The sequence below is a fragment of the Actinacidiphila sp. bgisy145 genome (assembly GCF_057708125.1).
Genome location: NZ_JBYIRL010000006.1, coordinates 151,207 through 173,633, shown reverse-complemented (window position 1 = coordinate 173,633; position 22,427 = coordinate 151,207). Strand labels below are relative to the sequence as shown.

At 69.3% G+C, this 22,427-nt stretch carries 16 protein-coding genes and 1 pseudogene; 12 read left to right on the top strand and 5 right to left on the bottom strand.

Annotated features, from left to right (window positions below):
- The 7 genes and pseudogenes from AC3ERT_RS08155 to AC3ERT_RS08125 all read left to right on the top strand — a co-directional run bounded on the left by AC3ERT_RS08155 (position 1) and on the right by AC3ERT_RS08125 (position 8,519).
- Entirely contained in the window at positions 1–894 is an 894-nt protein-coding gene (locus AC3ERT_RS08155; RefSeq protein WP_435173425.1) for a carbohydrate ABC transporter permease, read from the top strand.
- A gap of 79 nt (positions 895–973) precedes the next feature.
- Positions 974–2,914 carry a heparinase II/III domain-containing protein gene (locus AC3ERT_RS08150; RefSeq protein ID WP_435126742.1) on the top strand — a complete coding sequence of 647 codons (1,941 nt, stop codon included), beginning with the start codon at positions 974–976 and terminating at the stop codon, positions 2,912–2,914.
- Positions 2,915–3,039: 125 nt separating this feature from the next.
- Positions 3,040–5,283: a glycoside hydrolase family 5 protein gene (locus AC3ERT_RS08145; protein WP_435173424.1), complete on the top strand. Its 2,244-nt coding sequence runs from the start codon at positions 3,040–3,042 to the stop codon at positions 5,281–5,283.
- 80 nt (positions 5,284–5,363) lie between these two features.
- Positions 5,364–6,353 (top strand): hydroxyacid dehydrogenase, encoded by a 990-nt coding sequence (locus tag AC3ERT_RS08140; RefSeq protein ID WP_435126738.1) that lies wholly within the window; start codon positions 5,364–5,366, stop codon positions 6,351–6,353.
- Positions 6,354–6,438: 85 nt separating this feature from the next.
- Positions 6,439–7,407, top strand: a complete 969-nt coding sequence (locus AC3ERT_RS08135) for an acetylxylan esterase (protein WP_435173422.1) — start codon at positions 6,439–6,441, stop codon at positions 7,405–7,407.
- A 129-nt stretch (positions 7,408–7,536) separates the two neighbouring features.
- Positions 7,537–7,871 (top strand): annotated as a pseudogene (locus AC3ERT_RS08130) (DDE-type integrase/transposase/recombinase); the annotation flags it as partial.
- A gap of 222 nt (positions 7,872–8,093) precedes the next feature.
- Entirely contained in the window at positions 8,094–8,519 is a 426-nt protein-coding gene (locus AC3ERT_RS08125; protein ID WP_435126733.1) for a Rossmann-fold NAD(P)-binding domain-containing protein, read from the top strand.
- A gap of 116 nt (positions 8,520–8,635) precedes the next feature.
- Here AC3ERT_RS08125 and AC3ERT_RS08120 read toward each other — a convergent pair whose 3' ends face one another.
- Both AC3ERT_RS08120 and AC3ERT_RS08115 read right to left on the bottom strand, forming a co-directional pair.
- Positions 8,636–9,703: a LacI family DNA-binding transcriptional regulator gene (locus AC3ERT_RS08120; RefSeq protein WP_435126730.1), complete on the bottom strand. Its 1,068-nt coding sequence runs from the start codon at positions 9,701–9,703 to the stop codon at positions 8,636–8,638.
- Complete coding sequence (locus AC3ERT_RS08115; protein ID WP_435173420.1) at positions 9,700–12,189, bottom strand: glycoside hydrolase family 2 protein; 2,490 nt, start codon at positions 12,187–12,189, stop codon at positions 9,700–9,702. Before AC3ERT_RS08115 ends, AC3ERT_RS08120 begins: the two co-directional genes overlap by 4 nt.
- Before the next feature lie 329 nt (positions 12,190–12,518).
- Here AC3ERT_RS08115 and AC3ERT_RS08110 point away from each other — a divergent pair, with 329 nt between their 5' ends.
- The 4 genes from AC3ERT_RS08110 (at position 12,519) to AC3ERT_RS08095 (ending at position 16,945) form a co-directional block, all read left to right on the top strand.
- Positions 12,519–13,475 (top strand): ROK family protein, encoded by a 957-nt coding sequence (locus tag AC3ERT_RS08110; RefSeq protein WP_435173418.1) that lies wholly within the window; start codon positions 12,519–12,521, stop codon positions 13,473–13,475.
- 194 nt (positions 13,476–13,669) lie between these two features.
- A complete protein-coding gene (locus tag AC3ERT_RS08105) occupies positions 13,670–14,992 on the top strand; it encodes an ABC transporter substrate-binding protein (RefSeq protein WP_435126724.1) in 1,323 nt (440 codons plus the stop codon).
- 127 nt (positions 14,993–15,119) lie between these two features.
- Positions 15,120–16,085 (top strand): carbohydrate ABC transporter permease, encoded by a 966-nt coding sequence (locus tag AC3ERT_RS08100; RefSeq protein WP_435173416.1) that lies wholly within the window; start codon positions 15,120–15,122, stop codon positions 16,083–16,085.
- Positions 16,082–16,945: a carbohydrate ABC transporter permease gene (locus tag AC3ERT_RS08095; RefSeq protein ID WP_435126718.1), complete on the top strand. Its 864-nt coding sequence runs from the start codon at positions 16,082–16,084 to the stop codon at positions 16,943–16,945. Before AC3ERT_RS08100 ends, AC3ERT_RS08095 begins: the two co-directional genes overlap by 4 nt.
- 77 nt (positions 16,946–17,022) lie before the next feature.
- On the opposite strand, the gene AC3ERT_RS08090 is transcribed toward AC3ERT_RS08095, so the two are convergent.
- Positions 17,023–18,048 (bottom strand): LacI family DNA-binding transcriptional regulator, encoded by a 1,026-nt coding sequence (locus tag AC3ERT_RS08090; protein WP_435173415.1) that lies wholly within the window; start codon positions 18,046–18,048, stop codon positions 17,023–17,025.
- Positions 18,049–18,466: 418 nt separating this feature from the next.
- Here AC3ERT_RS08090 and AC3ERT_RS08085 point away from each other — a divergent pair, with 418 nt between their 5' ends.
- On the top strand, positions 18,467–20,086 hold the full coding sequence (locus AC3ERT_RS08085) for a cellulose binding domain-containing protein (protein ID WP_435173414.1): 1,620 nt from the start codon (positions 18,467–18,469) through the stop codon (positions 20,084–20,086).
- Between the two features lie 437 nt (positions 20,087–20,523).
- On the opposite strand, the gene AC3ERT_RS08080 is transcribed toward AC3ERT_RS08085, so the two are convergent.
- Together AC3ERT_RS08080 and AC3ERT_RS08075 are read right to left on the bottom strand one after the other, a co-directional pair.
- Positions 20,524–21,819, bottom strand: coding sequence for an MFS transporter (locus tag AC3ERT_RS08080; protein WP_435126710.1), 1,296 nt, complete (start codon positions 21,817–21,819; stop codon positions 20,524–20,526).
- The gene (locus AC3ERT_RS08075; RefSeq protein ID WP_435126708.1) at positions 21,816–22,256 is read right to left on the bottom strand and encodes a MarR family winged helix-turn-helix transcriptional regulator; all 441 of its coding nucleotides are present in this window, start codon (positions 22,254–22,256) and stop codon (positions 21,816–21,818) included. The genes AC3ERT_RS08080 and AC3ERT_RS08075 overlap by 4 nt, the downstream gene beginning before the upstream one ends.
- Positions 22,257–22,427: the final 171 nt, after the last annotated feature.

Genomic DNA, 22,427 nt, shown 5'->3' with positions numbered 1-22,427 from the left:
ATGGCCTCCACCGCCACCACACCCCCGCCGGCCGTGCGGCCGCGCACGGCGCGGAGCGCCCCCCGCCGTGGGCCCGGCCTGGCCCGGATGCTGCCGCACGTGGTGCTGCTGCTGTGTGCCCTCGCGTGGCTGTACCCGCTGCTGTGGGGCCTGTCCGGGTCACTGAAGAGCAACGCGGGCTTCCTCGACTCCGGCCTTGGCCTGATCCCGCACGAGTACCGCTGGCACAACTTCGTCGACGCCTGGAACGGCGCGAGCATCGGCACGTACTTCGTGAACACGGTGCTCATCACGCTGCTGACGGTAGCCTTCACGCTGTTGTTCTCCTCGGCGGCCGGCTACGTGCTGGCCCGCACCGACTTCCCGGGCCGCCGGGCGCTGCTGGCCGTGATCGCGGTGACGTTCTTCCTGCCCCGCGGCTACACGATCATCCCGATCTACGACCTGGTGAACCATCTCGGGCTGCTGGACTCCATCTGGTCGGTGGTGCTGGTCCAGGTCGCGAACGGCATGGTGTTCAACACCTTCATGTTCATGGGCTACTTCCGCACCGTCACCAAGGACATCGAGGAAGCCGCCATGGTCGACGGCGCCGACTTCCACCAGCTCTACTTGCGCATCGCGCTGCCGCTGGCCAGGCCGATGCTCGCGACTCTCGGCTTGTTCGTGTTCATCAGCTCCTGGAACGACTTCCTGATCCCCCTGGTGTTCACCCTCGGCCGCCCGGAGCGCCAGACCATCTCGGTGGGCTTGTACTCCTTCATCGGCCAGACCTCCACCGACTGGAGCGTGCTGTGCGCCGGCTCGGTCATCTCGCTGCTGCCGATCGTGCTGGTCTTCGCCTTCGCCCAACGGCATGTCGTCTCCGCCATCGCCGGAGCAGTCAAGGGCTGAGCACCGCCGACTGTCCCCACAGCCGCTCCACACCCTCCGCCGGACCCAACCAGCCGGGGACGTACCCAGGAAGCAGACCATGACCTCACCACGCCTCGACACTCAGACGGAACGGCCGGTGCTGGCCGAGTTGTTCTCCGGCCCTCTGCCGCGGGGTTGGACTCCGGCGCCTGCCGCCTCGGACCGCGCGGCCTGGGCGCACGTACCCGACGCCACCCGCGAGCACATCACGCGCACCGCTGCCGGCGATCTCGGCAAGCCGTGGACGGCGCTGCCCGCGTCGCTCTTCGCCCGGTTCCAGCGCGACGGCGACCGGGCCGCGTACGAACAGCCTTACTTCGCCCGCCGCCACCGTCTGGCCTGGGCCGTACTGGCCGCGGCCATAACCGGACCCGCACCCGGACCGGACCCCGCAAATGGAACCGGAACCGCGCTGCGCGGCCGCCTCCTCACCGACATCGTCGACGGTCTGTGGCTGTTGTGCGAGGAGTCCACCTGGTGCTTGCCCGCCCACGACCCCCGCACCTACCTGGAGGACCACCCACTGGCCGACCCCGCACGCCCCCAACTCGACCTGTTTGCCGCCGAGACCGCCGCACTGCTGGTCCTCACCGACGGCCTGCTCGCCGACGACCTTGACGTGTACGACCCGGTGGTGCGCCGCCGCCTTCGCCAGCAGGTCCGCGAACGGGTGTTGCGGCCCTACCTGGAACGCACCGACCTGGGCTGGTACGACGGCACTACCGTGCCCGCCAACAACTGGAACCCCTGGATCCACTCCAACCTGCTGCTGGCCGCGCTGCGCTGCGCCGAGTCCGACGAGGCGCTGGAGACCGTGGTGCGCAGGGTGCTGCGCGGCCTGGACCACTACCTGGCCGGCCAGCCCGCCGACGGCGGCTGCGACGAGGGCCTGCGCTACTGGTGGCGGGCGGCCGGGAGTCTTTTCGAGTGTCTGGAGACGCTGACCGCCGCAACCGGCGACGACGAGGGCGTCTTCGCGCACCCTTTGCTGCGGGCCATGGCCCGGTACCCTCTGACCGCCGCCATCGGCACCGGATGGGTGATCAACTTCGCCGACGGTCCGGCTCGCAGTGAGGATGGTGCCTTCGGGCTGTTGTACCGCTTCGGCCGCCGCACCGGAGGGCCGGAGATCAGCGCGCACGCCCGGGCCCTGCGTGGCGAGGGCGGCCCGATCCCCGCCGACTACAGCGGCATCGTGCTGCGCCGGGCCCTGGACGACCTGCTCGACCGGCAGTGGGTACAGGCGCCGCCCGCCGACTTCCCGCTGCCCCTGCAGACCTGGCTGCCGCACACCGAGGTCCTGGTCGCCCGCGAGCAGGCCGGCACCATCGGCGGGCTGCTTCTGGCGGCAAAGGGCGGCCACAACGACGAGAGCCACAACCACAACGACGTCGGTTCCTTCGTCGTCGCCCTCGACGGGCGCCCGCTGGTGGTGGACGCCGGCGTCGGCACGTACCGGCGCGAGACCTTCAGCCCCACTGACCGCTACTCCATCTGGACCATGCGCAGCGCCTACCACAACGTCCCGCTGGTGGATGACGTCGAGCAGGCCGCCGGCGCCCGGTACCGCTCCCACGCTCCGGAGTGCGCACTCGGTCCGGACGAGGCCGAACTCGGCTTGGACCTGGCCGCCGCCTACCCCGAGACGGCCGGGCTGCGCAGCTGGCGGCGGACCTTCCGGCTGAACCGCGCCGCTGGGGAGATCACTGTCCACGACACCTGGCGTACAGCCGTACCGCCCGGCTCCCTCGCACTCCACCTACTGCTCAGCGGCGACCTCGAACTCAACGGCGTCGGCCGGGCCGTGCTCGCCGCTGACGGCGTGCGGCTGGGCTTGCGATGGAACGGTGACGCCTTCACCGCCCGCGATGAGGCCGTGTGCATCGACGACCCGCTGATCAGCCAGGTTTGGGGACCGGTCCTCCACCGCCTCGTGCTCACCGCGCGCCACCCAGCATCCGAAGCCGAGCACACGCTCGTGCTGCGGCGCGCCGATTGAGCCCCGCCTGACCGGACCCACCGCCCCCTGGAACCTGCATCCGATTCCCGACCGATCAACCAGCAATCCGAACAGGGCCCGGCCGACGACCGAGCCCACCCCCCACCCCGTACGGAAGGGCCGCCATGACCGCTCACGATCGGACACTCGCTACCCACAACTCCGACCCCTCTGCCACCCACGCGGCTGGCCTCACCCGCCGCGGGCTACTCGCCGCGAGCGGCGCGACCGCCGCGGCCCTCGCGCTCGGCGGCACCCTGGCCACCAGGGCGAGCGCAGCCACACCCGCCTTCTACGCCGGCGCCAACCTCTCCGGCCTGGAGGTCAACACCAGCGCCATCCCCGGGGTCGCACGCACCGACTACGCCGTGCCCACCACCACCGAACTGGACTACCTCAGGGCGCACGGCATCGGCGTCATCCGGCTGCCGTTCAACTGGCAGCGCATGCAGCCCACCCTCGGCAGCGACCTCGATCCCACCTACCTCGGCTTCGTCAACACCCTCGTGGACTACGCCGGCGCCCACAGCCAGGCCCTCATCCTGGACGTGCACACCTTCGGCTCGTACGGCAGCGACAAGATCGGGAGCGACGCCGTCACCACCGCCGACTTCGCCGACCTGTGGACCAAACTGGCCACCGAGTTCGCCGGCCGCCGGGGTGTCGCCGGGTACGACCTGATGAACGAGCCCAACGCGATGCCGACCGCCACCGCCTGGCCCGATGCCGCCCAGGCCGCCGTCGACGCGATCCGCGCGGTGGACAAGCACACCGCGATCTTCTGCGAGGGCGACAACTGGTCCTCCGCGGCCAGCTGGCAGTCCGTCAACGGCGACCTGGACATCACCGACCCCGGCAACAACCTCATCTACTCCGCCCACGTCTACTTCGACCGCGACTCCTCCGGCACCCACTTCGACTGGGCCACCGAGGTCGCCGCCGGGGACACCCTGCACAGCCCGCCCGCCGCCCTCACCACCGACATCGGCGTGCAGCGCATCACCGGCTTCGCCGACTGGTGCGCACAGAACGGGCACTACGGCCACATCGGCGAGATCGGCACCGCCAACACCGACCCGAACTGGCTGACCGCCCTCGACAAGACCCTCGCCTTCTGCCAGACCAAGGGCATCGGCGTCACTTACTGGGCGGCCGGCGCCTGGTTCCGCAACTACCCCATGGGCATCGAGCAGCAGGCCGACGGCCGCGACACCGTACAAATGGCAGTGCTGGAGAAGTACACCGCCGCCGCCGCCCCCAAGCAGCTCTACCTCAGCGGCCCCCAGCGCGGCAGCGCAGGCGAAGCGTCCGCCGCCTTCACCGCCGACTACCGCGGCTACCACACCGCGGCGCTCACCGTGGTGCCCACCGACTCCGGCGCCGGCGGCACCTTCAGCCCGGCCACCTTGAGCATGCCCGCCGGATTCAACGGGCTTGCCACCTTCACCTACAAGGCGGCCGGCGCTTCGACGTACGACATCGGCCTTACCAACTCCTCCGGCCTGACCAATCCGGCGCCGGTCGGCTACTCCACCCGCACCGACCCCTACAGCGCGCTCGACCCCGCGACCGTCCTGAACGTGCTCGCCACCCAGCGCCTGTACAGCCCGTACGTTGGTGACGCGGTGACCCTGCGCCGGGCGTCCGACGGGGCCACCAAGAGTTTCGGCTTCACGGCAGCCGACGCCCTCGACACCGCCGCCGTCACCGCCTGGGCCGGTGTCTCCACCGTCAACGTCGTCACCCTCTACGACCAGGGACCCAAGGCCGGCCACGCCGGAGTCATCGTCACCTCCAACCACGAAGGCAGCGGCAACACCCAACTGCCCTCCTCCACCGCCGACTACCCGCAGCTGGTGCTGGAGGGCCTGGGCAGCGCGCCGGTACTGCGCTTCAACAAGAACCGGATGGACGCCGTCTCACCGATCGACGGCCTGACCGGCTTCACCTGCTTCACCGTTGCCAAGCCCACCACCAAGTCCTCGATGAACCGGCTGCTGAGCTGGCACCTCACCCAGTACCTGCTGATGACCGGCGGCGCGGCCGGCACCTTCCAGATGACCGGCGAGCCCGACCTGGACATGGGTATCGACCCCAGTGCCTGGCACATCTACGCCGTGCGCTGGTCCGGCGGCGGCACGCTGGCCACCTACGTCGACGGTGTACAGGTCGCCACCGCCACCGCACAGACCAGCAAGATCACCTTCCAGTACGACAACCACGTCAACATCGGCTACTTCCGCTGGTACCCGAACGTCTACTACGCCGGCGACGTGTGGGGCATGTTCCCCTTCTCCGCCGCCCTGACTGACGCGCAGATGTCCGGCATGTGGACGGGGCTGTCGAACGCCACCGGCATCACCGTCTGACCGGGCAGTGGCGCCGCACCGCACGGGCGGTACGGCGCCGCTCCCACCCGCCCGCACCCCCGTACGAAAGGCCTTTCCGGATGGCGCTCCTGCCCCACGCGGTTTTCGCACTCGAGCCCGGGCTGATCCCGCGGCTCTTTCCGGCCGAGACCCTGGCGCGCCTGAGCTGGAGCGTTCGCTGCGACCCGGGCCACGCGCTTCGCACCCTGGACGACCCCATCCTGCGCACTGCCAGCCTGCTGATCACCGGCTGGGGCGCTCCCCACCTCGACGCCGGCCTGCTTGGCCGGGCCCCGGGCATCGAGGCCGTCATCCACACCGCGGGCAGCGTGAAGGAACTCGTCAGCCCGGTACTGCTCGACCAGGGTGTGGCGGTCTCCTCGGCGGCGTCAGCGAACGCCCGCCCCACCGCCGAGTTCGCCGTCGCCGCGATGCTGATGGCGGCCAAACGGACCTTCTCCGCCGCCCGGGGCTTGGCCGCCGGACTACCGCCGGCCGAGGACACCACGGACTCCGGCTGGTACCGCCTTACGGTCGGCCTGATCGGCGCCTCACGCGTCGGCCGCATCGTCATGGAACTGCTGCGCGGCTACGACGTGCGGGTGCTGGTCTGCGACCCCTACCTCAACCCGGCGCAGGCGCAGGCGCTCGGCGCGACCCTCACCGACCTCGACACGCTGTGCGCCGGCTCCGACGTGGTGAGTGTGCACGCACCCCAACTGCCTACCACCACTGGCATGCTGGGAGAGCGGCAGCTTGCCCTGATCCGCGACGGCGGCATCGTCGTCAACACCGCGCGCGGCGCCCTCATCGACACTGAAGCCCTCACCCGGCACTGCGCCACCGGACGGCTCGACGCCGTACTCGATGTCACCGAACCCGAACCGCTGCCGCCCGGCCACCTCCTGTTGCATTTGCCCAACGTCCTGGTCACCCCTCACCTTGCCGGCTCGCGCGGCCGCGAACTGCGCAGGCTCGGCGAGTTCGCCGTCGCGGAGGTGGAACGGCACCTCGCCGGGCAGCCGCTGGCCGGCGCCGTCACTCCCGAGGAATTGCCCCGCAGCGCCTGAGCCCTGCCCCGTCGGGCGCGCGCCCCGACCGGACCACGAACCAGCCTCCCCCTACCGCCCAGCCGCCCTCACCGACAGGACCACCGTGCCGCACTTCGACATGTCCCTGGACGACCTGCGCCTGTACCGACCCGCCCGCGATGAACCCGACGACTTCGACGCCTTTTGGCAGCGCACCCTCGAGGAGGCCGCCGGCCAACCCCTGGGGGCACGGTTTGCGCCCCACAACGCGTCACTGAGCACCGTTGACGTCCAGGAGTGCTTCTTCAGCGGCTGGGGCGGCCACCGCGTCCGCGGCTGGATGCTCCTGCCGGTCGCCGGCAACGGCCCCTACCCCTGCGTGGTCCGCTACCTCGGCTACACCAACGGCCGCGGCACCCCCTACGACCACCTGGTCTGGCCAGCGGCTGGCTGGGCCGTGCTAGTGATGGACACTCGGGGCCAGGGCGCCGTCAACTCCCGTACCAGCGGGACCACCCCGGACCCGTACGGCGGCACCCACCCTGAGGGCAACGGCTTCATGACTCGCGGCCTGCTCGACCCCGACACCTACTACTACCGACGCGTCTTCACCGATGCGGTCCGGGCTGTCGACGCGGCCGCCACCCACCCCGCCGTCGATTCCGGCCGGATCGTCGTCCAGGGCGAGAGCCAGGGCGGCGGCATCGCCACCGCAGTCGCAGCGCTCCACCACCGCGTGCGCGCCGCGCTCGTCGACGTGCCGTTCCTGTCCCACTTCCGCCGCGCGGTCACGCTCACCGACCGGGCCCCTTACAGCGAGATCACCGCCTTCCTCGCCACCCAGCGCGGCACCGACGACGAAGTCTTCCGCACCCTGTCCTACATGGACGGCGTCAACTTCGCCGCTCGCGCCGACGTTCCCGTACTCCACTCCGTTGCGCTGATGGACGCCACTTGCCCGCCCTCCACCATCTTCGCAGCCCACAACCACTGGAAGGGCCCCAAGCGGATCAAGGTCTACCGCTGGAACGACCACGAGGGCGGCGCCGCCCACCACCGGGAGATCCAACTCCGCTACCTCAAGACGCTCTGACGGAAACCAGTCGTCTGCGTCTGGCCCGTTGCGTCGTGGACGACGCATGGCTGGCCGCTGCGGAGATGAACGCTTCCAGGTCTCGCCGACCACGGCCCAGCGCTGGGCCGGCCGCTACCGGGCTACGGGCGAGGCGGACATGAGCGACCGGTCCCCGGCTACGGCTTCATCCACACCGCCGTCGACGACCACTCCCGCCTGGCCTACAGCGAGATCCTCACCGATGGAAAACAAGGAGACCGCCGCTTCTGGACTCGCGCACAGGCCTACTTCGCCTCGGTCGGCATCACCGTAGAACGCGTCCTGACAGACAACGGCTCCTGCCACTCCTCCCGCCTTTGGCGCGAGACCCTCACCGCAGCCGGGATCACCCACAAGCGCACCCGGCCCTACCGACCCCAGACCAACGGCAAAGTCGAACGCCTCAACCGCACCTGCTCGAGGAATGGGCCCACGCACGCCCAATACAGGCTGCTGGACCTGGACAAGTCCAGTACGACGGGCCTGGTCTCCCGGGCCGAGCGTCGCGGACTCGTGGAACGAGTCGGAGGGCCCGAGGATGGTCGCGCGGCCTGCGTGCGGTTGACCGAACCGGGCCGGCGGCTCGCCGACTCGTACGTCGCCGAGGTCGGGCACTGCCGCGCACCAACCACGGCGAGGGTGACCAGGGCTTCATCGCGACCTGGGTGCGGACCGCCCGCGACCACGGCGTGGCGGGCTACTACGGCGACGGCACCAACCGCTGGCCCGCCGTCCACCGCCTGGACTCCGCGCACCTGTTCCGCGTGGCCCTGGAGAAGGCAGCCGCGGGATCGACGCTGCACGCCGTGGCCGACGAAGGAGTGCCTCTGCGGGAGATCGCCGAGGTCATCGGCCGCCACCTGGGCCTGCCATCGACCTCCGTCCCTCCCGAGCACGCCCAGGACCACTTCGGCTGGCTGGCCACGGTGATGGACACGGACCAGCCGGCCTCCAGCACGCTCACCCGCGAGGTCACCGGCTGGCAACCCACAGGCCCAGGGCTCCTGTCCGACCTCGACGCAGGCCACTGCTTCCGCGCCGAGGCAAAGCCCCACACCACGGCGAGCCGAACCCAGGGCCGCGACTCGTAGATCACGCGGCCGGGACCCTGTCCGGGGCTTGATCGCGGAGACGCAGAGCGCTTACCTGGATGGTGGAGATCACCTGAGTCCTGTCCCGATCCGCCCTCGAGCGCGCCCCGGGCTTCTCACGTGCTGTTGGCTTTCCGAAGTTGATCGCTGTGTCCCTGCTGGTGGAGCACGGACGTGGAGCCTCGCGGCTGGAGGGTTGTCACGACGGGGGGATCGGGCCGTATCCCGGACCCCTCGACGACGCCGAGGATGCCCCGGGCTGTGCGTGCGCCGTAGTCGTACAGGTCGTGGCGTACGACGGACAGGGCTGGTTGGGTGACCTGGCACAGCGGGGAGTCGTCCCAGGCCAGGATGCTGAGTGAGCCCGGTACCCGGATTCCCATGTCCTTGGCGACACCCAGCGCGGCGATCGCGGCCATGGTGCTCTCGTGGATGACGGCGGTGGGCGCGCGCTCGGCTGCCAGCAGCGCTCTGGTCGCACGGCCGACGTCCGGGTCGGCACCCTGGGTGGCCGTGACGGCCTCCAGGCCCAGGTCGTCGGCGGCGCGGGTGAACGACTCGGTGCGCACCACCGCGTGGCCGAGCGCGGGGTTGTCCGTGACCCAGGCGATCCGCCGGTGCCTCATGGCGGCGAGGTAGCGGACGACGGTGTCCATGCACGCTTCGTCGTTGCTCCACACCGCGGGAATGCCGCCGGCGAGGTGCGGTGGGCCGGCGATGACGGCGGGCATGGACAGTTCGCGCAACAGGCGCAGGCGCTCGTCGTCGTGCCGTACGTCCACCACGATGACTCCGCAGACCCGCTGCTGCGCCCACCACTGCCGGTAGACGCGCGACTCGTGCTCCGCGTCCGAGGCCAGGCACAGTTTCAGCGCGTGGCCGGCGGCGCCCAGTTCCTTCCCGATCCCGGCGATGAAGTGCGTCCAGAACGGCTCGTGGCTCAGTTGCCTCGGTGAGCGGGTGATCACCAGGCCGACCGCGGTGTCGTGGACCCCGCGCAGAGCCCGGGCGGCGTGGTGCGGACGCCACCCGAGCTCTTCCGCCGCGGTCAGCACCCGGGCCCGCGTGGCAGCCGCGACACCGGGCTTGCCGTTGACGCTGAGCGACACCGAACTCCTGGAGACCCCTGCTCTGAGCGCGACATCGTCGATGGTGACCGAGCGGCGGCTGCGGGCGGGGCTCATTCCGCTCGCCGGCCTGGCCCCGAGTTGACGCAGAACAGGGCCTCCTGGACGGCAGCCGGGTCGGGGCGGGACCAGCCGGTGACGCGGAAGACGGCCTTCTCACCCGGCAGCAGCGTGACACGGCCGTGGTCGGTGACGGCCGCGGGGTCGAGCCGGTCGGCCTGGAGGAGCAGGTCGCGTACGACCGTCAGCGCGGTGACGGTGACCTCGACGGCCTGCTCTTCCGTCCCGGCCGTGCCGACCGGTGCCAGTTCCACGTCGTACCGCGCTTCGGGGTGGGCGAAGTCCTTGTCCTCCGCGCTGTACCGCACGGCCCGCAGTCCGTCGCAGTCGGCGACCCAGAACTCCTTGGTCGGGTCGGCGCTGCGTGTCAGCTCGTCGGGCAGCGGCAGGTGCGCCACCGCCCGGGCGGCCGCTTCGAACCGGAGCAGGCCGCGGGCGGTGATCGTGCCGTCGGCGCGGACCCGTGCGACCTGGGCCTCTCCCGACCAGGGCTGTGCGCCCTGGTTGACGACGGTGAGGGCCGCGGCCCCGTCGGCGTCGCGCAGCACCAGCAGCCGGTCGGCGTACAGCCTGCGCAACTCGTGGTAGAGCGGCTTGAGTCGGCCGTCGCCGTCGATGGCGGCCCAGGAGGTCACCGGCCAGCAGTCGTTGAGCTGCCAGACGATACTCCCGGCGCACAGCGGCCAGTGGGCACGCCAGTGCTCGATGCCGGTGGCGATGGCCCGGGCCTGGTTCAGCTGGGTGAGGTAGTGCCACTGGTCGAAGGAGGCGGGTTCGTCGAAGTGCGGGGCAAGGCCCCGCTCGAGCTTGCCGTTGCCGTCCTCGGCCTTCTGGTGGTGGAGCATGCCCGGCGAGTCCGGGCGCAGCGGGCGGTCGCTGATCGAGCGGCGGACCGTGGCGAACGCCGGGGGCGCCTGCCAGCCGAACTCGGCGACGAAGCGGGGCACGTGGGCGAGGTAGTCGGAGTAGTCTCGCCGGTTCCACGTCTCCCACAGGTGCGTGGTGCCGTGGCCGTAGTCGTTGGGGTGGATGCCTTCGTCGCCCGACCAGGGTGAGCCGGCCCAGTACGGCCGGGTGGGGTCGAGTTCGGCGACGACGCGGGGGAGCAGGTCGAGGTAGTAGCCGCGTCCCCAGGAGGCCCCGGCCAGTTCCTCCTTCCAGTCCCAGTCCTCGTGCCCCCACAGATTCTCGTTGTTGCCGTTCCACAGCACCAGGGAGGCGTGCGGCATCAGCCGTACCACGTTCTCGCGTGCTTCCGCCTCGACCTCGGCGGGCAGCGGACCCTCCTCGGGGTAGGCGGCGCAGGCGAACAGGAAGTCCTGCCAGGCCATCACCCCCAGTTCGTCGCAGGCGTCGTAGAACGCGGTGTCCTCGTAGATGCCGCCGCCCCACACCCGGACCAGGTCCACATTCGCGTGCCGGGCCTGCTCCAGGCGGGTCCGGTAGCGCTCGGGGGTGACGCGTGAGGGCAGGGCGTCGTCGGGAATCCAGTTCACGCCGCGGGCGAAGAGCGGTATCCCGTTGATCCGGAGGGTGAAGGCGCTGCCGAAGTCGTCGGGGGTGGTGTCGAGTTCGACGGTGCGGAAGCCGATCCTGCGCTGCCAGCGGTCCAGGGTCTCCCCGGTTCCGGTGTCCTGCAAGGTCACCTCCAGGCCGTGGAGGTTCGGTTCGCCGAGCGTGTGGGGCCACCACAGGGCGGGGTCGGGGACGCGCAACAACACAGTGCCATCGGCCCGTCCTGGGGGGATCGCGGCTTCCGCACGGTGCTCGCCGACCACGGCGATCACCCGCAGCTCCCTCGAGGCGCCGGCCGCGGTACGCTCCACGGTCACGTTTACGGTGACGTAGCCGTCGCTGTCGCGCACCACCACCTCGGGGCGCACCGTGTCCAGCCGGGCGGTGCTCCAGCGCTCCAGCCGCACCGGCCGCCACACGCCTGCGGTCACCAGCGTCGGCCCCCAGTCCCAGCCGAAGCTGGAGGCCATCTTCCGTACGTAGTTGAACGGCTCCGGGTACGCGTTCGGGCGCGGACCCAACTCCTCGCGGAGCGCTTCCGCGACGGTGTAGGCGGAGTCGAAGTCGATGACGAGGTCCGCAGGGCCTGCCGCGAGGTCGCCGGTGACGTCGAAGCGGAACGAGCGGTGCATGTTCGCCGTCCGCCCCAGGTGCCGACCGCCCAGGCGGATGTCGGCGAAGGTGTCCAGCCCCTCGAAGACCAGGTCGGTGCGCTCGTGGCTGCCGTCCACCGCGTCCAGCGAGGTGGCGTACGTCCACGCGCTGCGCCCCACCCAGGCCACCGCGTCCTCGTTGCTGTCCAGGTACGGGTCGGGCAGCACTCCCGCCGCAAGCAGGTCGGTGTGCACACAGCCCGGTATCTGGGCGGCGTAGACGGCGTCCAGGACCGCGGACGGAGCGCCGCCGCCCGCGGGAGGGGCGCACATCCGAACCGACCAGGGGTGCCGCAGGGCTGACTCGACCAGCATGAAGACTCCAAAGAAAGGACAAGGGGCTGATGTTCGGCTCCGGACGGGCGCGCGCCGGTCCGGAGCACCGCACGGCTTTCGCGGACCCGGGCAGGCCACAGCCGTCCGGAGCGCGGTGGAAGGGCCGCCGCCTCGGCCGGCTGCTGGTCAATTTAAGCCGCCTGTACCGTGGATGTCTATTAACCGGTCTAGTTATGATGCCCGGGAAGCGGTGGACGGACTCCTCGCCCACCGCTCAGGCCCGGCGGGCGGGCGGCTGCCCGTCCGCCCCGCAGCTGCGTCTCCACCGCCGTCAGCGCAACCTCCACCGTCTCCGGAAGGGCTCCGCCATGCTCAGACAACCCTCAGCCGCGAGCCACGCGGCTCCTCTGACCGCGGCCCTGGACATCGGCGGTACCAAGATCGCCGCCGCCCTCGTCACTCGCGAGGGGGCGGTGGCCGTTCGCGCCCAGCGGCCCACGCCGCGCACCGCGGACGCGGAAGCCGTGCGCGCCGCCGCCGTGGACTGCCTGCTGGAGCTCGCCTGCCGTGAGGAGTGGCGGCAGGTCGGGGCCCTGGGGGTGTGCAGCGCTGGACCGGTCGACCGGGTGCTGGGAACCGCAAGCCCGGTGAACATCCCGGCATGGCGGGAGTATCCGCTGCTCAAGGAGTTGTCTGTGGTCCCCGAGGTCTCGGGCCTGCGCACCGTTTTCGGCGGCGACGCGGTTGCGATGACGGCCGGCGAGCACCTCTTCGGCGCTGCCAGGGGGCACCGGAACGCGTTGTGCATGGTGGTGTCCACCGGGGTGGGGGCCGGCCTGGTGCTCGACGGGGCGGTCCGCTCCGGACGCACCGGAAACGCGGGTCACCTCGGCCACGTCACGGTCGACCTGGACGGCGAGGTGTGCCCCTGCGGATCATCCGGCTGCCTCGAGCGGATCGCCTCGGGTGAGGCCATCACCCGCCGTGCGCTCACCATGGGTTGGCTCCCGCCGGGCGGTACGACGCCGTCGACCGCGCTGGTCGCGGAATCGGCGAGAAGGGGACACATCGCAGCCCTGGAGGCGTTCGACCGGGCCGCTCGCGCACTCGCGGCGGGTATCGCCGGTTGCGCCACGTTGCTGGAACTGGAGGTCGCGGTGCTCGGCGGGGGCGTGATGCACGCCTCTGACCTGCTGATTCCGCGCGTCAGGCGGCACATGCGGCGGTATGCGCCACTGCCTTTCGCCAGGCTCGGCATCGTCGGCGCCGAGCTTGGCTCAGACGCTGGACTGGTGGGCGCCGCTGCTCTCGCCCAGGGCGGCTGAAGCGGTCTATGCAGGAAAACCACAGGTAGATCGATGATATCTGCCCTGATGCCGAGTACGACATGTAACGGTTACGTATCGAGGCTGATTCCGGGGCTTTACCATCCGAAAGTCTCGTGGAAGGGTTCCCGTCAACTAAAGCGCTTAAGCGTGAGGGATCGGGGCCCGTGTGCGGGCGTGAACAGGAGAGAGACATGCGCAGAAGAGTCCTGCCGGCAGTGGCGCTGGCGGCCTCCGTCGCGGTGATGGGCACGGCGTGTTCGTCGTCGGGAGGGGGATCGACGTCAGGAGCCGCCGCGACAGCAGCTTCCGATCCCTCGACGGTCTCCGGCACCATCACGGTGCTGACGAACCGCACGGACCTGATCGGCGACGGCACGATGAAGAAGTACGCCGCCGAGTTCAAGAAGACCTACCCGAAGGTCAACGTCAAGTTCCAGGGCCTCACCGACTACGAGGGGGAGGTCAAGATCCGTATGAACACGAAGAACTACGGAGATGTCCTCCTCATCCCCACCGCGGTGGACCGCACCGACTACCCGAAGTTCTTCGCGTCGCTCGGCAGCTCCAGCGAGCTCTCCTCGAAGTACCAGTTCACGGACTCCGGCACGGTGAACGGCAAGGTGTACGGCCTGGTGTCCTTCGCCTCGGCCAACGGCTTCGTCTACAACAAGAAGGTCTGGCAGCAGGCGGGCATCACGAAGTGGCCGACCACGCCCGCGGAGTTCCTGAACGATCTCCAGCAGGTCAAGTCCAAGACCAAGGCGACGCCGTACTACACGAACTACAAGGACGGCTGGCCGCTGACCGCCTGGACCAACGTCCTGGGCTCGGCGACCTGTGACTCGCAGGCGAACAACGAGCTGACCTCCCAGGACCCGTGGAAGAAGGGCGGTGACCTGCGGACCGGGGACACGCTGCTGTACAACATCGTGCACAAGAAGCTGTCCGAGGACGACCCGACCACCACCAACTGGGAGAACTCGAAGAACCTCCTGGCGACCGGGAAGGTGTCCAGCATGTGGCTCGGCACCTGGGCGGTACCGCAGCTTCAGCAGGCAGCCAAGAAGGCCGGCGCGGACCCGGCCGACATCGGCTACATGCCCTTCCCGGCCCAGGTCGGCGGCAAGTACTGCTCGGTGGAGGCGCCTGACTACCAGTACGGCGTGAACATCCACTCCTCCCACAAGGCCGCCGCACGGGCCTGGATCGACTGGATGCTCGACAAGTCCGGCTTCGCCACGTCGGTCTCCGGTGTCTCGTCCGTCAAGGGCTCGACGCTTCCCGAGATCCTTCAGCCGTTCCAGGCCGCGGGCGTGAAGATGCTCACGGTGAGCCAGGCCAAGACCCCGCAGGTCAACGACATCGACAAGGAGGCCGAGGTCGGCCTGCAGTCCCCGGACTACCGGCAGAAGCTCATCGACGCCGCCCGCGGAGCCGGCGGCGGGAGCCTCGACTCGATCCTGTCCGACCTGTCCAAGAAGTGGAAGTCGGCCCAGCAGACCGCCGGTCTGTGACCGAACGACAGGGCCCGGGTCGCCGCACGGCCGTCACGCCGTGCGGCAGCCCGCGGACGCGGGGGACAGCCGGGGCGGCCGTTCCCCGCGCGGCACGCGTCCGATGCAGCGAGGAGCAGCTACGCCCATGAGCGAAACACGTACCACTTCCGGCCCGGCGGACCTGGACGCCGCCCGGCCGCCAAGCCCATCCCGCCGGCGGCGCGCGAAGCCCACCAGGTCGCGCACTCCGTGGGGAGTGCGGCTCACCCCCTGGTTGTTCCTGGTGCTGCCGATCGGCTTCCTGGTGGTCTTCACCTACGTGCCGATCGCCAACATGGTGAGCTACAGCTTCACCGACTGGGACGGCATCAGCCCGGACAAGGCGTGGGTGGGACTGAAGAACTACACGGAGATCTTCACCCGGCCCGAACTCTTCCAGGTGTTCTACGTCAGCATCTACTACCTGGTCGCCTCGGTGCTGCAACTCGCCCTGGCCGTCTACTTCGCCACGATCCTGAGCTTCAACACCCGGTTCCGGAACCTCTTCAAGGGAATCCTGTTCTTCCCCTACCTCATCAACGGCGTCGCCATCGGGTTCGTCTTCCTGTACTTCTTCCAGTCCGGCGGCACGCTCGACACCGTGCTGTCCGCCTTCGGGGTGCACGGCAAGCACTACTGGCTCGGCAACCCGGACCTGGTCAACATCTCCCTGTCCGGGGTGTCGGTGTGGCGGTACATGGGCCTGAACTTCGTGCTCTTCCTCGGCGGCATCCAGTCGATCCCCGATGAGCTCTACGAGGCGGCGGCGCTGGACGGCGCGAACCGCTGGGAGCAGTTCCGGTTCATCATCGCGCCGAGCCTGCGGCCGCTGATCAGCCTGAGCGCGATCCTCGCCGTGTCCGGGTCGCTCGCCGTCTTCGAGATCCCATACATCATGACCGGTGGCTCGGGGAAGAGCGAGACCTTCGTCATCCAGACGATCAAGATGAACTTCGAATTCAACAAGACCGGGCTGGCGTCGGCGATGGCCGTGGTCCTGCTCGGGTTCGTCCTGTTGGTGACCTGGGTGCAGCGCACCCTGGTGCCCGAAGAGAGGCCCGATCCGGCATGAGCAACCTTCCCGTGTCCGCGCCCCGCGGCCGTGCGACCGGCTGGGTCGCGCCGTTCCTCAAGTACGCCTCGCTCATCGCCGCCAGCCTGCTGGTCCTGCTTCCGCTCGTCGCGGTGTTCCTGACCTCGCTGAAGACGCACAAGGAGATCGCCGGCGGAAGCGGCGCGCTGACCCCGCCGCACGACTGGTTCAACTTCGGCAACTACAAGACGGCGTTCGTCGAGGGCCACATGCTGCGCGGCCTTGGCAACACCCTCTTCATCCTGTTGTTCTCCGTGGTGGGCAGTGTGCTGATCGGCTCCATGGCCGCCTACGCCATCGACCGCTACCGGTTCCGGCTGCGGGGCCCGATCCTGGCGGCGTTCCTGGTGGCCACGCTCGTCCCGTCGGTGACCACGCAGGTCGGCACCTTCCAGGTGATCAACAAGTTCGGGCTGTTCGACACCCGTTGGGCGCCGATCCTGCTCTACACCGGCACCGACATCGTCTCGATCTACATCTTCCTGCAGTTCATGCGGAACATCCCGGTGTCGCTGGACGAGGCGGCGCGGATCGACGGGGCCTCGCCGCTGCGGATCTACTGGACGGTCATCATGCCGCTGCTGAAGCCGGCCATCGCCACCGTGGTGATCGTCAAGGGCATCCTGGTCTACAACGACTTCTACTACCCGTTCCTGTACATGCCCTCGGACAGCCTCGGTACGATCTCCACCTCGCTGTTCCGCTTCAAGGGCCCCTACGGAGCGGAGTGGCAGGACATCTGCGCGGGCGCGATCCTCGTCATCGTCCCCACCCTGGTGATCTTCCTGTTCCTCCAGCGCTTCATCTACAACGGGCTCACCCAGGGCGCGACGAAGTAGGGCGATCCGGCCGACCTGTCCCGTACCGGGCCGGGCGGCCGGATCGCACGGTCCCCGGTGTCGGGGAGGCGGCCGGTTCAGGCCGGGGAGAGCGGAGGGGCTGTGGAGTCGCGCGGCACCAGGGTCGGCCCGGTGGCAGGCCGGGACGACGTCTCGCTGCCGTTGAGGACCTCGAAGAGCAGCGTCGCGGCCTGCGCGCCGAACCGGAACACGTCATGGCTCATCGCGGACAGCCGGGGCCGGACCAGCTCGCACAGCTGCGAGTCGTCCCAGGCCAGCAGGGACAGTTCGGTGGGCACGGCGATGTGCATCTCCGCCGCCACGCCGAGGCCCGCCACGGCCATGATGTCGTTGTCGTAGATGATCGCGGTCGGTCGCTGAGCGGACGTCAGCAGCGAACGCGTGGCCCGTGAGCCGTCGTCCCCGGAGAAGTCCGACGGGACCACCTTCGCGTCGGCGAGCCCGAGTTCGGCCGCGGCGCCCAGGAACGCCTCCGTACGGATGGCACTGTGTCCCAGCGCAGCCGGCCCGCCGACACGGGCGATCCTGCGGTGCCCGAGTGCCGCGAGGTAACGGACGGCCTCCCCTATGGCGGCGCCGTCGTCCGTCCACACCGCGGGGAACGGGCCGGCCAGGGAGGGGTGCCCGACGACGACCGCAGGCAGCCCTATCGACGACAGGGTCCCGATCCGGGGATCGTCGGCCTGGAGGTCCACCAGCAGGCTGCCGTCCACCCGGCGGCCCTGCCACCACTCGCGTTGGACCTCGACCTCGTCCTCGACGCTGTCCACCAGCCGCAGCAGCAGGGAGTAACCCTGTTTCAGCAGCACCGACTCGACGCCGCCGATGAACTCCATGTAGAACGGCTCGCGTCCCAGCATGGGTGCCGGCCGTGCCAGCACCAGCCCCACGGTGTGCACCTGAGCGGCCGACAGCGACACCGCCGCGGTGTTCGGCGTCCATCCCATCTCCCGGGCCACTGCCATGATCCGCCGGCGCGTGCCGTCCGAGACACCGGGCCGGTTGTTGAGTGCCAGCGACACCGCGGCCGACGACACCCCCGACTCGCGTGCGACATCGCGAATCGTCACTCTGCGCCCCATCTTCACTACGCACCTTCCGCTACGCGCGTGGACCCCCGCCCACCCGGGATCGTGCTCAACCTATTTGTTGAACTAAACATAAGTCCCAACGTCCCCCATGTCCATAAACCGCTTGAGCCTTGGACTTTTGCGGGCGTGGAGAGTCCGCGGACCGGGCGGGCCCGACGTCGCGCCGGGTCGTGAAGGGGGGCCATATCGGTTCCAGACATGACATTGGGAAGAGGAGTCGCCGCGGAACCCTGTCATTTCCGCCCAGGAGGCACCGATGTTCGCGCGACCCCTTGACGCGGCCTCGACTTCCCGGCACCTTGCTCGTGCTTAACCGGTAAAGGCACGTGTGCGCCGTACGGAGCGGGACGCCGCGCGGTGGTACACGGCCTTACTCGTCATGTCCGTTTGTGCCTCAGAAGGAGCACGCATGACATACAGAGCACGACGCCTTCCCACGGCGGCACTCGCCGCCGTGCTCACCGTCCTCGCGGCCGGCCTGGTCATCCTGGCCGGCGGAGGCAAGGCCAAGGCGGCCACCGCGGACTTCGTGCAGAGGTGCGGCACGCACTTCTGCGTCAACGGGGAGACCGCCTACTTCGCGGGCGCCAACTCCTACGACCTGTTCACGTACGGCAGCGGCTCGGGCGACACCGAGACGCAGTACATGGACAAGGCGGCCATCGACCAGCAGATGGCGAACATGGCCGCGGACGGCGTCACCGTCGTCCGGACCTGGATGTTCGACCACGAGTCCTGGCACGGCTTCGAGACCGCGAAGAACACCATGAACGACCAGGAGTGGGCGGAGTTCGACTACATCCTCTACTCGGCGGCCCAGCACGGACTGCGGGTCATCCCGACCTTCGAGAACTACTGGACAGCCTACGGCGGCGTCAACACGATCCTCGGCTGGGAGGGCGCCGACACCAACAACCCCGGCAACTTCTTCAACTCCAGCAAGTGCGCCGGCTGCCTCGCCGACTACGAGTACTACGTCAAGTACGCGCTGAACCGGGTCAACCACTACACGGGCGTCGCCTACAAGGACGACCCGACCGTCTTCGCCTGGGAGTTGATGAACGAGCCGCGCTACCAGGACGTCGACTCGGCCGACAACACCGTGGGTGCGACCTTCCGCGCCTGGGAGGACACCGTCGGGGCGTTCATCAAGAACATCGACCCCCACCACATGATCGACAACGGCATCGAGGGGCAGGGAACGGACTACGGCTACGGCAGCGACAACGGCGTGCCCTACGTCCACGAGTGCGAGTCGGCCTACATCGACTTCTGCTCGGCCCACATCTACCCCACCGAGTACTGGGCCGACCTGTCCGCGGCACAGACCCAGTCGCTGGTCGCGAAGTACATCAGCGACGCCCACAACACGGTCGGGAAGCCCTTCTTCCTGGGCGAGTTCAACACCTCGACCTCGACGAGACAGGAGTACTGGAAGGCGATCTACTCCACCATCGAAGCGAACGACGGAGACGCCGACGCCTTCTGGTGGTACGAGAACAGCGGCAAGGACGGCACATACGGCGTGCTCCACGGAGACTCCGTGCTGGCGACCTTCACCGCGCACTCCGACGCCGACAAGGCGAAGAGCGGGGACACCGCCACCACGACTCCTCCCACGACGCCACCCACGACGCCACCCACGACGCCACCCACCACGCCACCCACCACGCCTCCGACGACACCTCCCACCAGTCCGCCGGCATCGGCGGCGTGCAGTGTGCACTACGGCCTGTCCGACTGGGGGTCGTCCTTCAACGGAGACGTGACCATCACCAACACCGGCTCGACCGCCGTCAACGGCTGGACGCTCGTCTTCAGCTTCCCGGGCGGGCAGACCATCAACTCCATGTGGAACGCGACCTACACGCAGAGCGGCAAGGAGGTCACCGCGAAGAACGCTGACTGGAACGCGACCATCGCCCCGGGTGCCAGCGTCAACTTCGGCCTCAACGGGACCTCCACCGCCGGCACGAACGGAGTACCCAGCACCTTCACCCTCAACGGTGGGGCATGCAGCATCTCGTGACGAGCCGCCAGTGAGCAGCTGACCTCGTTCCGCACCGAGAAGCCCTCGGTGCGGAACAAGGGCTTGTCAAGGGACCGACGACGGCAGAGACCGCGCGTCCCCCACGAGATCGCTCACCCCCACCAACGACTCGGAACCAGAAGGACGGCGGCGGGCCGGCGGACGGTCAGGCAGGCGCACGGGTGCCGTTCGTGCGCTCGCCACCGGCGTGTCGATGTCGGCCGGCGGGCACAGGCGGGACACCGCGTGCAGCAGTTCCAGGAGACAGATGTCACGCGGACTTCCCCGTCGGCGAACGCGCTGCCGCCTGAGCGCTCTGCTGCGTACCGGTCGGGGGCAACGGCCTCGTCCGGCGGGCGGAGGGCCGCCATGATGCGGTCGGAGTGGTTGGCAGTGGCCGTCCTTGAAGCCTGACGCCCGGTGGATGCCCGAGAGAGTCAGGCTCGGCCTGCGGTCCCGGGGGTGAGCGCGTGATCGGCCGTGTCGGTCATCGAGAGGTGGACGCGCCGCCCGTCGCGGCGGAGGCGGAGGTGCTGGTGCCGGGTCAGGTGGAGGATGCCGACGGCCAGGGCGGCAAGGCCGGACAAGGCTCCCACTGCGACGGCCCAGCGGGGGCCAAAGGTGTCCCCGACCAGTCCGATGACGGGGGCGCCGACCGGGGTACCGCCGAGGCCCACCGCGAGCATGATGGCCATCGCTCTTCCGCGCATCGCCGGGTCGGTCGAGAGTTGCACCAGGCTGAAGGTCGCGGTGGTGAAGGTCTGAACGGTGATTCCGACCACGGCCAGCGCGAGCGAGAACAGCAGGTAGGTCGGTGCGAGGGCGCCGGTGCCGAGTCCGGTGGCGAAGACAGCCGTCGCCCACAGCAGCAACGTGATCCTGGGTTTCTCGCGGCGTGCGGCGAGCAGAGCCCCTACGACCGATCCGACGGCCAGCACCGAGCTGAGGATCCCGTAGGAGCCCGCTCCACGATGGAAGACCGAGACGGACATGGTGGGGATGAAGATCTGGAAGTTGTCGCCGAAGGTTCCGGTGAGGAAGAACATCAGGAGCATGGCCCGAAGATCCGGCCTGCTCATCACGTAGCGGAATCCGTCGGCGAGGCCGCTGGATGTCGTGGCCGCCTGCCGGCGGGAACGGTGGAGTTCGGCGACCCGTATACAGAGCAGCGAACCGAGGACGGCGGCGAACGTGGCGGCGTTGGCGATGAACACCCAACCGGTGTCGACGACGGATATGAGGACGCCGGTGACGGCCGGCCCGATCATGCGCGCGATGTTGAACGAGGTGGAGTTGAGCGCCACCGCGTTGGGCAGGTCCGGGGCCTCGACCAGTTCCCCGACGAACGTCTGACGGGCGGGCGAGTCGAAGGCGGCCGCGGAGCCGAACAGGAACGCGAAGACATCGACCTGCCAGAGCCGTACAGCCCCGGTGACGGTCTGGAGGCCGAGGAACAGGGACAGTGCGCCCATCGTCGCCTGGGTCGCGATGAGCAGCTTCCGGCGGTCGAGTCGGTCCGCCGCGAGACCGGTGAGCGGGAGGAACACCACCTGCGGTGCGAACTGGAAGGCGATGACGACACCGACGGCGGTCGCGTCGTGGTGGGTGAGCCGGGTCAGGACGATCCAGTCCTGCGCCGTGCGCTGCATCCACGTCCCGACATTGGAGACGAGGGCCCCTGACGCCCAGATCCGGTAGTTGCGGACGGCGAGCGACCGGAACATCGCGTTCATGATTCGGCCAGTGCGTTGAAGATCAGCGCGGCCTCAGCCAGTACCTCGCGTTCATGATCGGTCATGTGTTCGAGTCTGGTGATCAGCCATTGGTGTTTGAGGCGCCGCCTCTCGAAGGTCAGGGCTCTTCCGGCGTCGGTCGCTGCGATCAGCACCTTGCGTCCGTCATTCGGATCGGGCCGCCGTGTGACCAGGCCCGCGTCCTGCAGCGCGTTCACGGTTTGGTTCATGGCCGGCGGCGATACCCGTTCGCGCTCGCTGAGCGCGCGAAGTGCCTGGGGCCCGTGCTTCACCACGTGGGAGAGCACTGAGGACTGCGTGCCGCCCAGTTGGTCATCCTGCGTCTCGGAGCGCACGCGGCGGTAGATTCGCGCGACCGCCCCCTGCAGATCGGCGGAGAGATCGGCCACGCACTGCCTGTTCGTAGCATCGGTCATGTTCGTTAAGGTACTTCATTAAGTTGCTTAATGGAAACTCCGGCGGTGCCGCAGCGGTGCCAGGACCGACCGCCCGGTGGCATGGCGGAGCCCTACGCGGCCAGCGGTGGCCGGCCGGGGAGGCGCCTGCTGTGGTCGCATCGGCCACGCAAGATCCTCAGCTGCAACCGG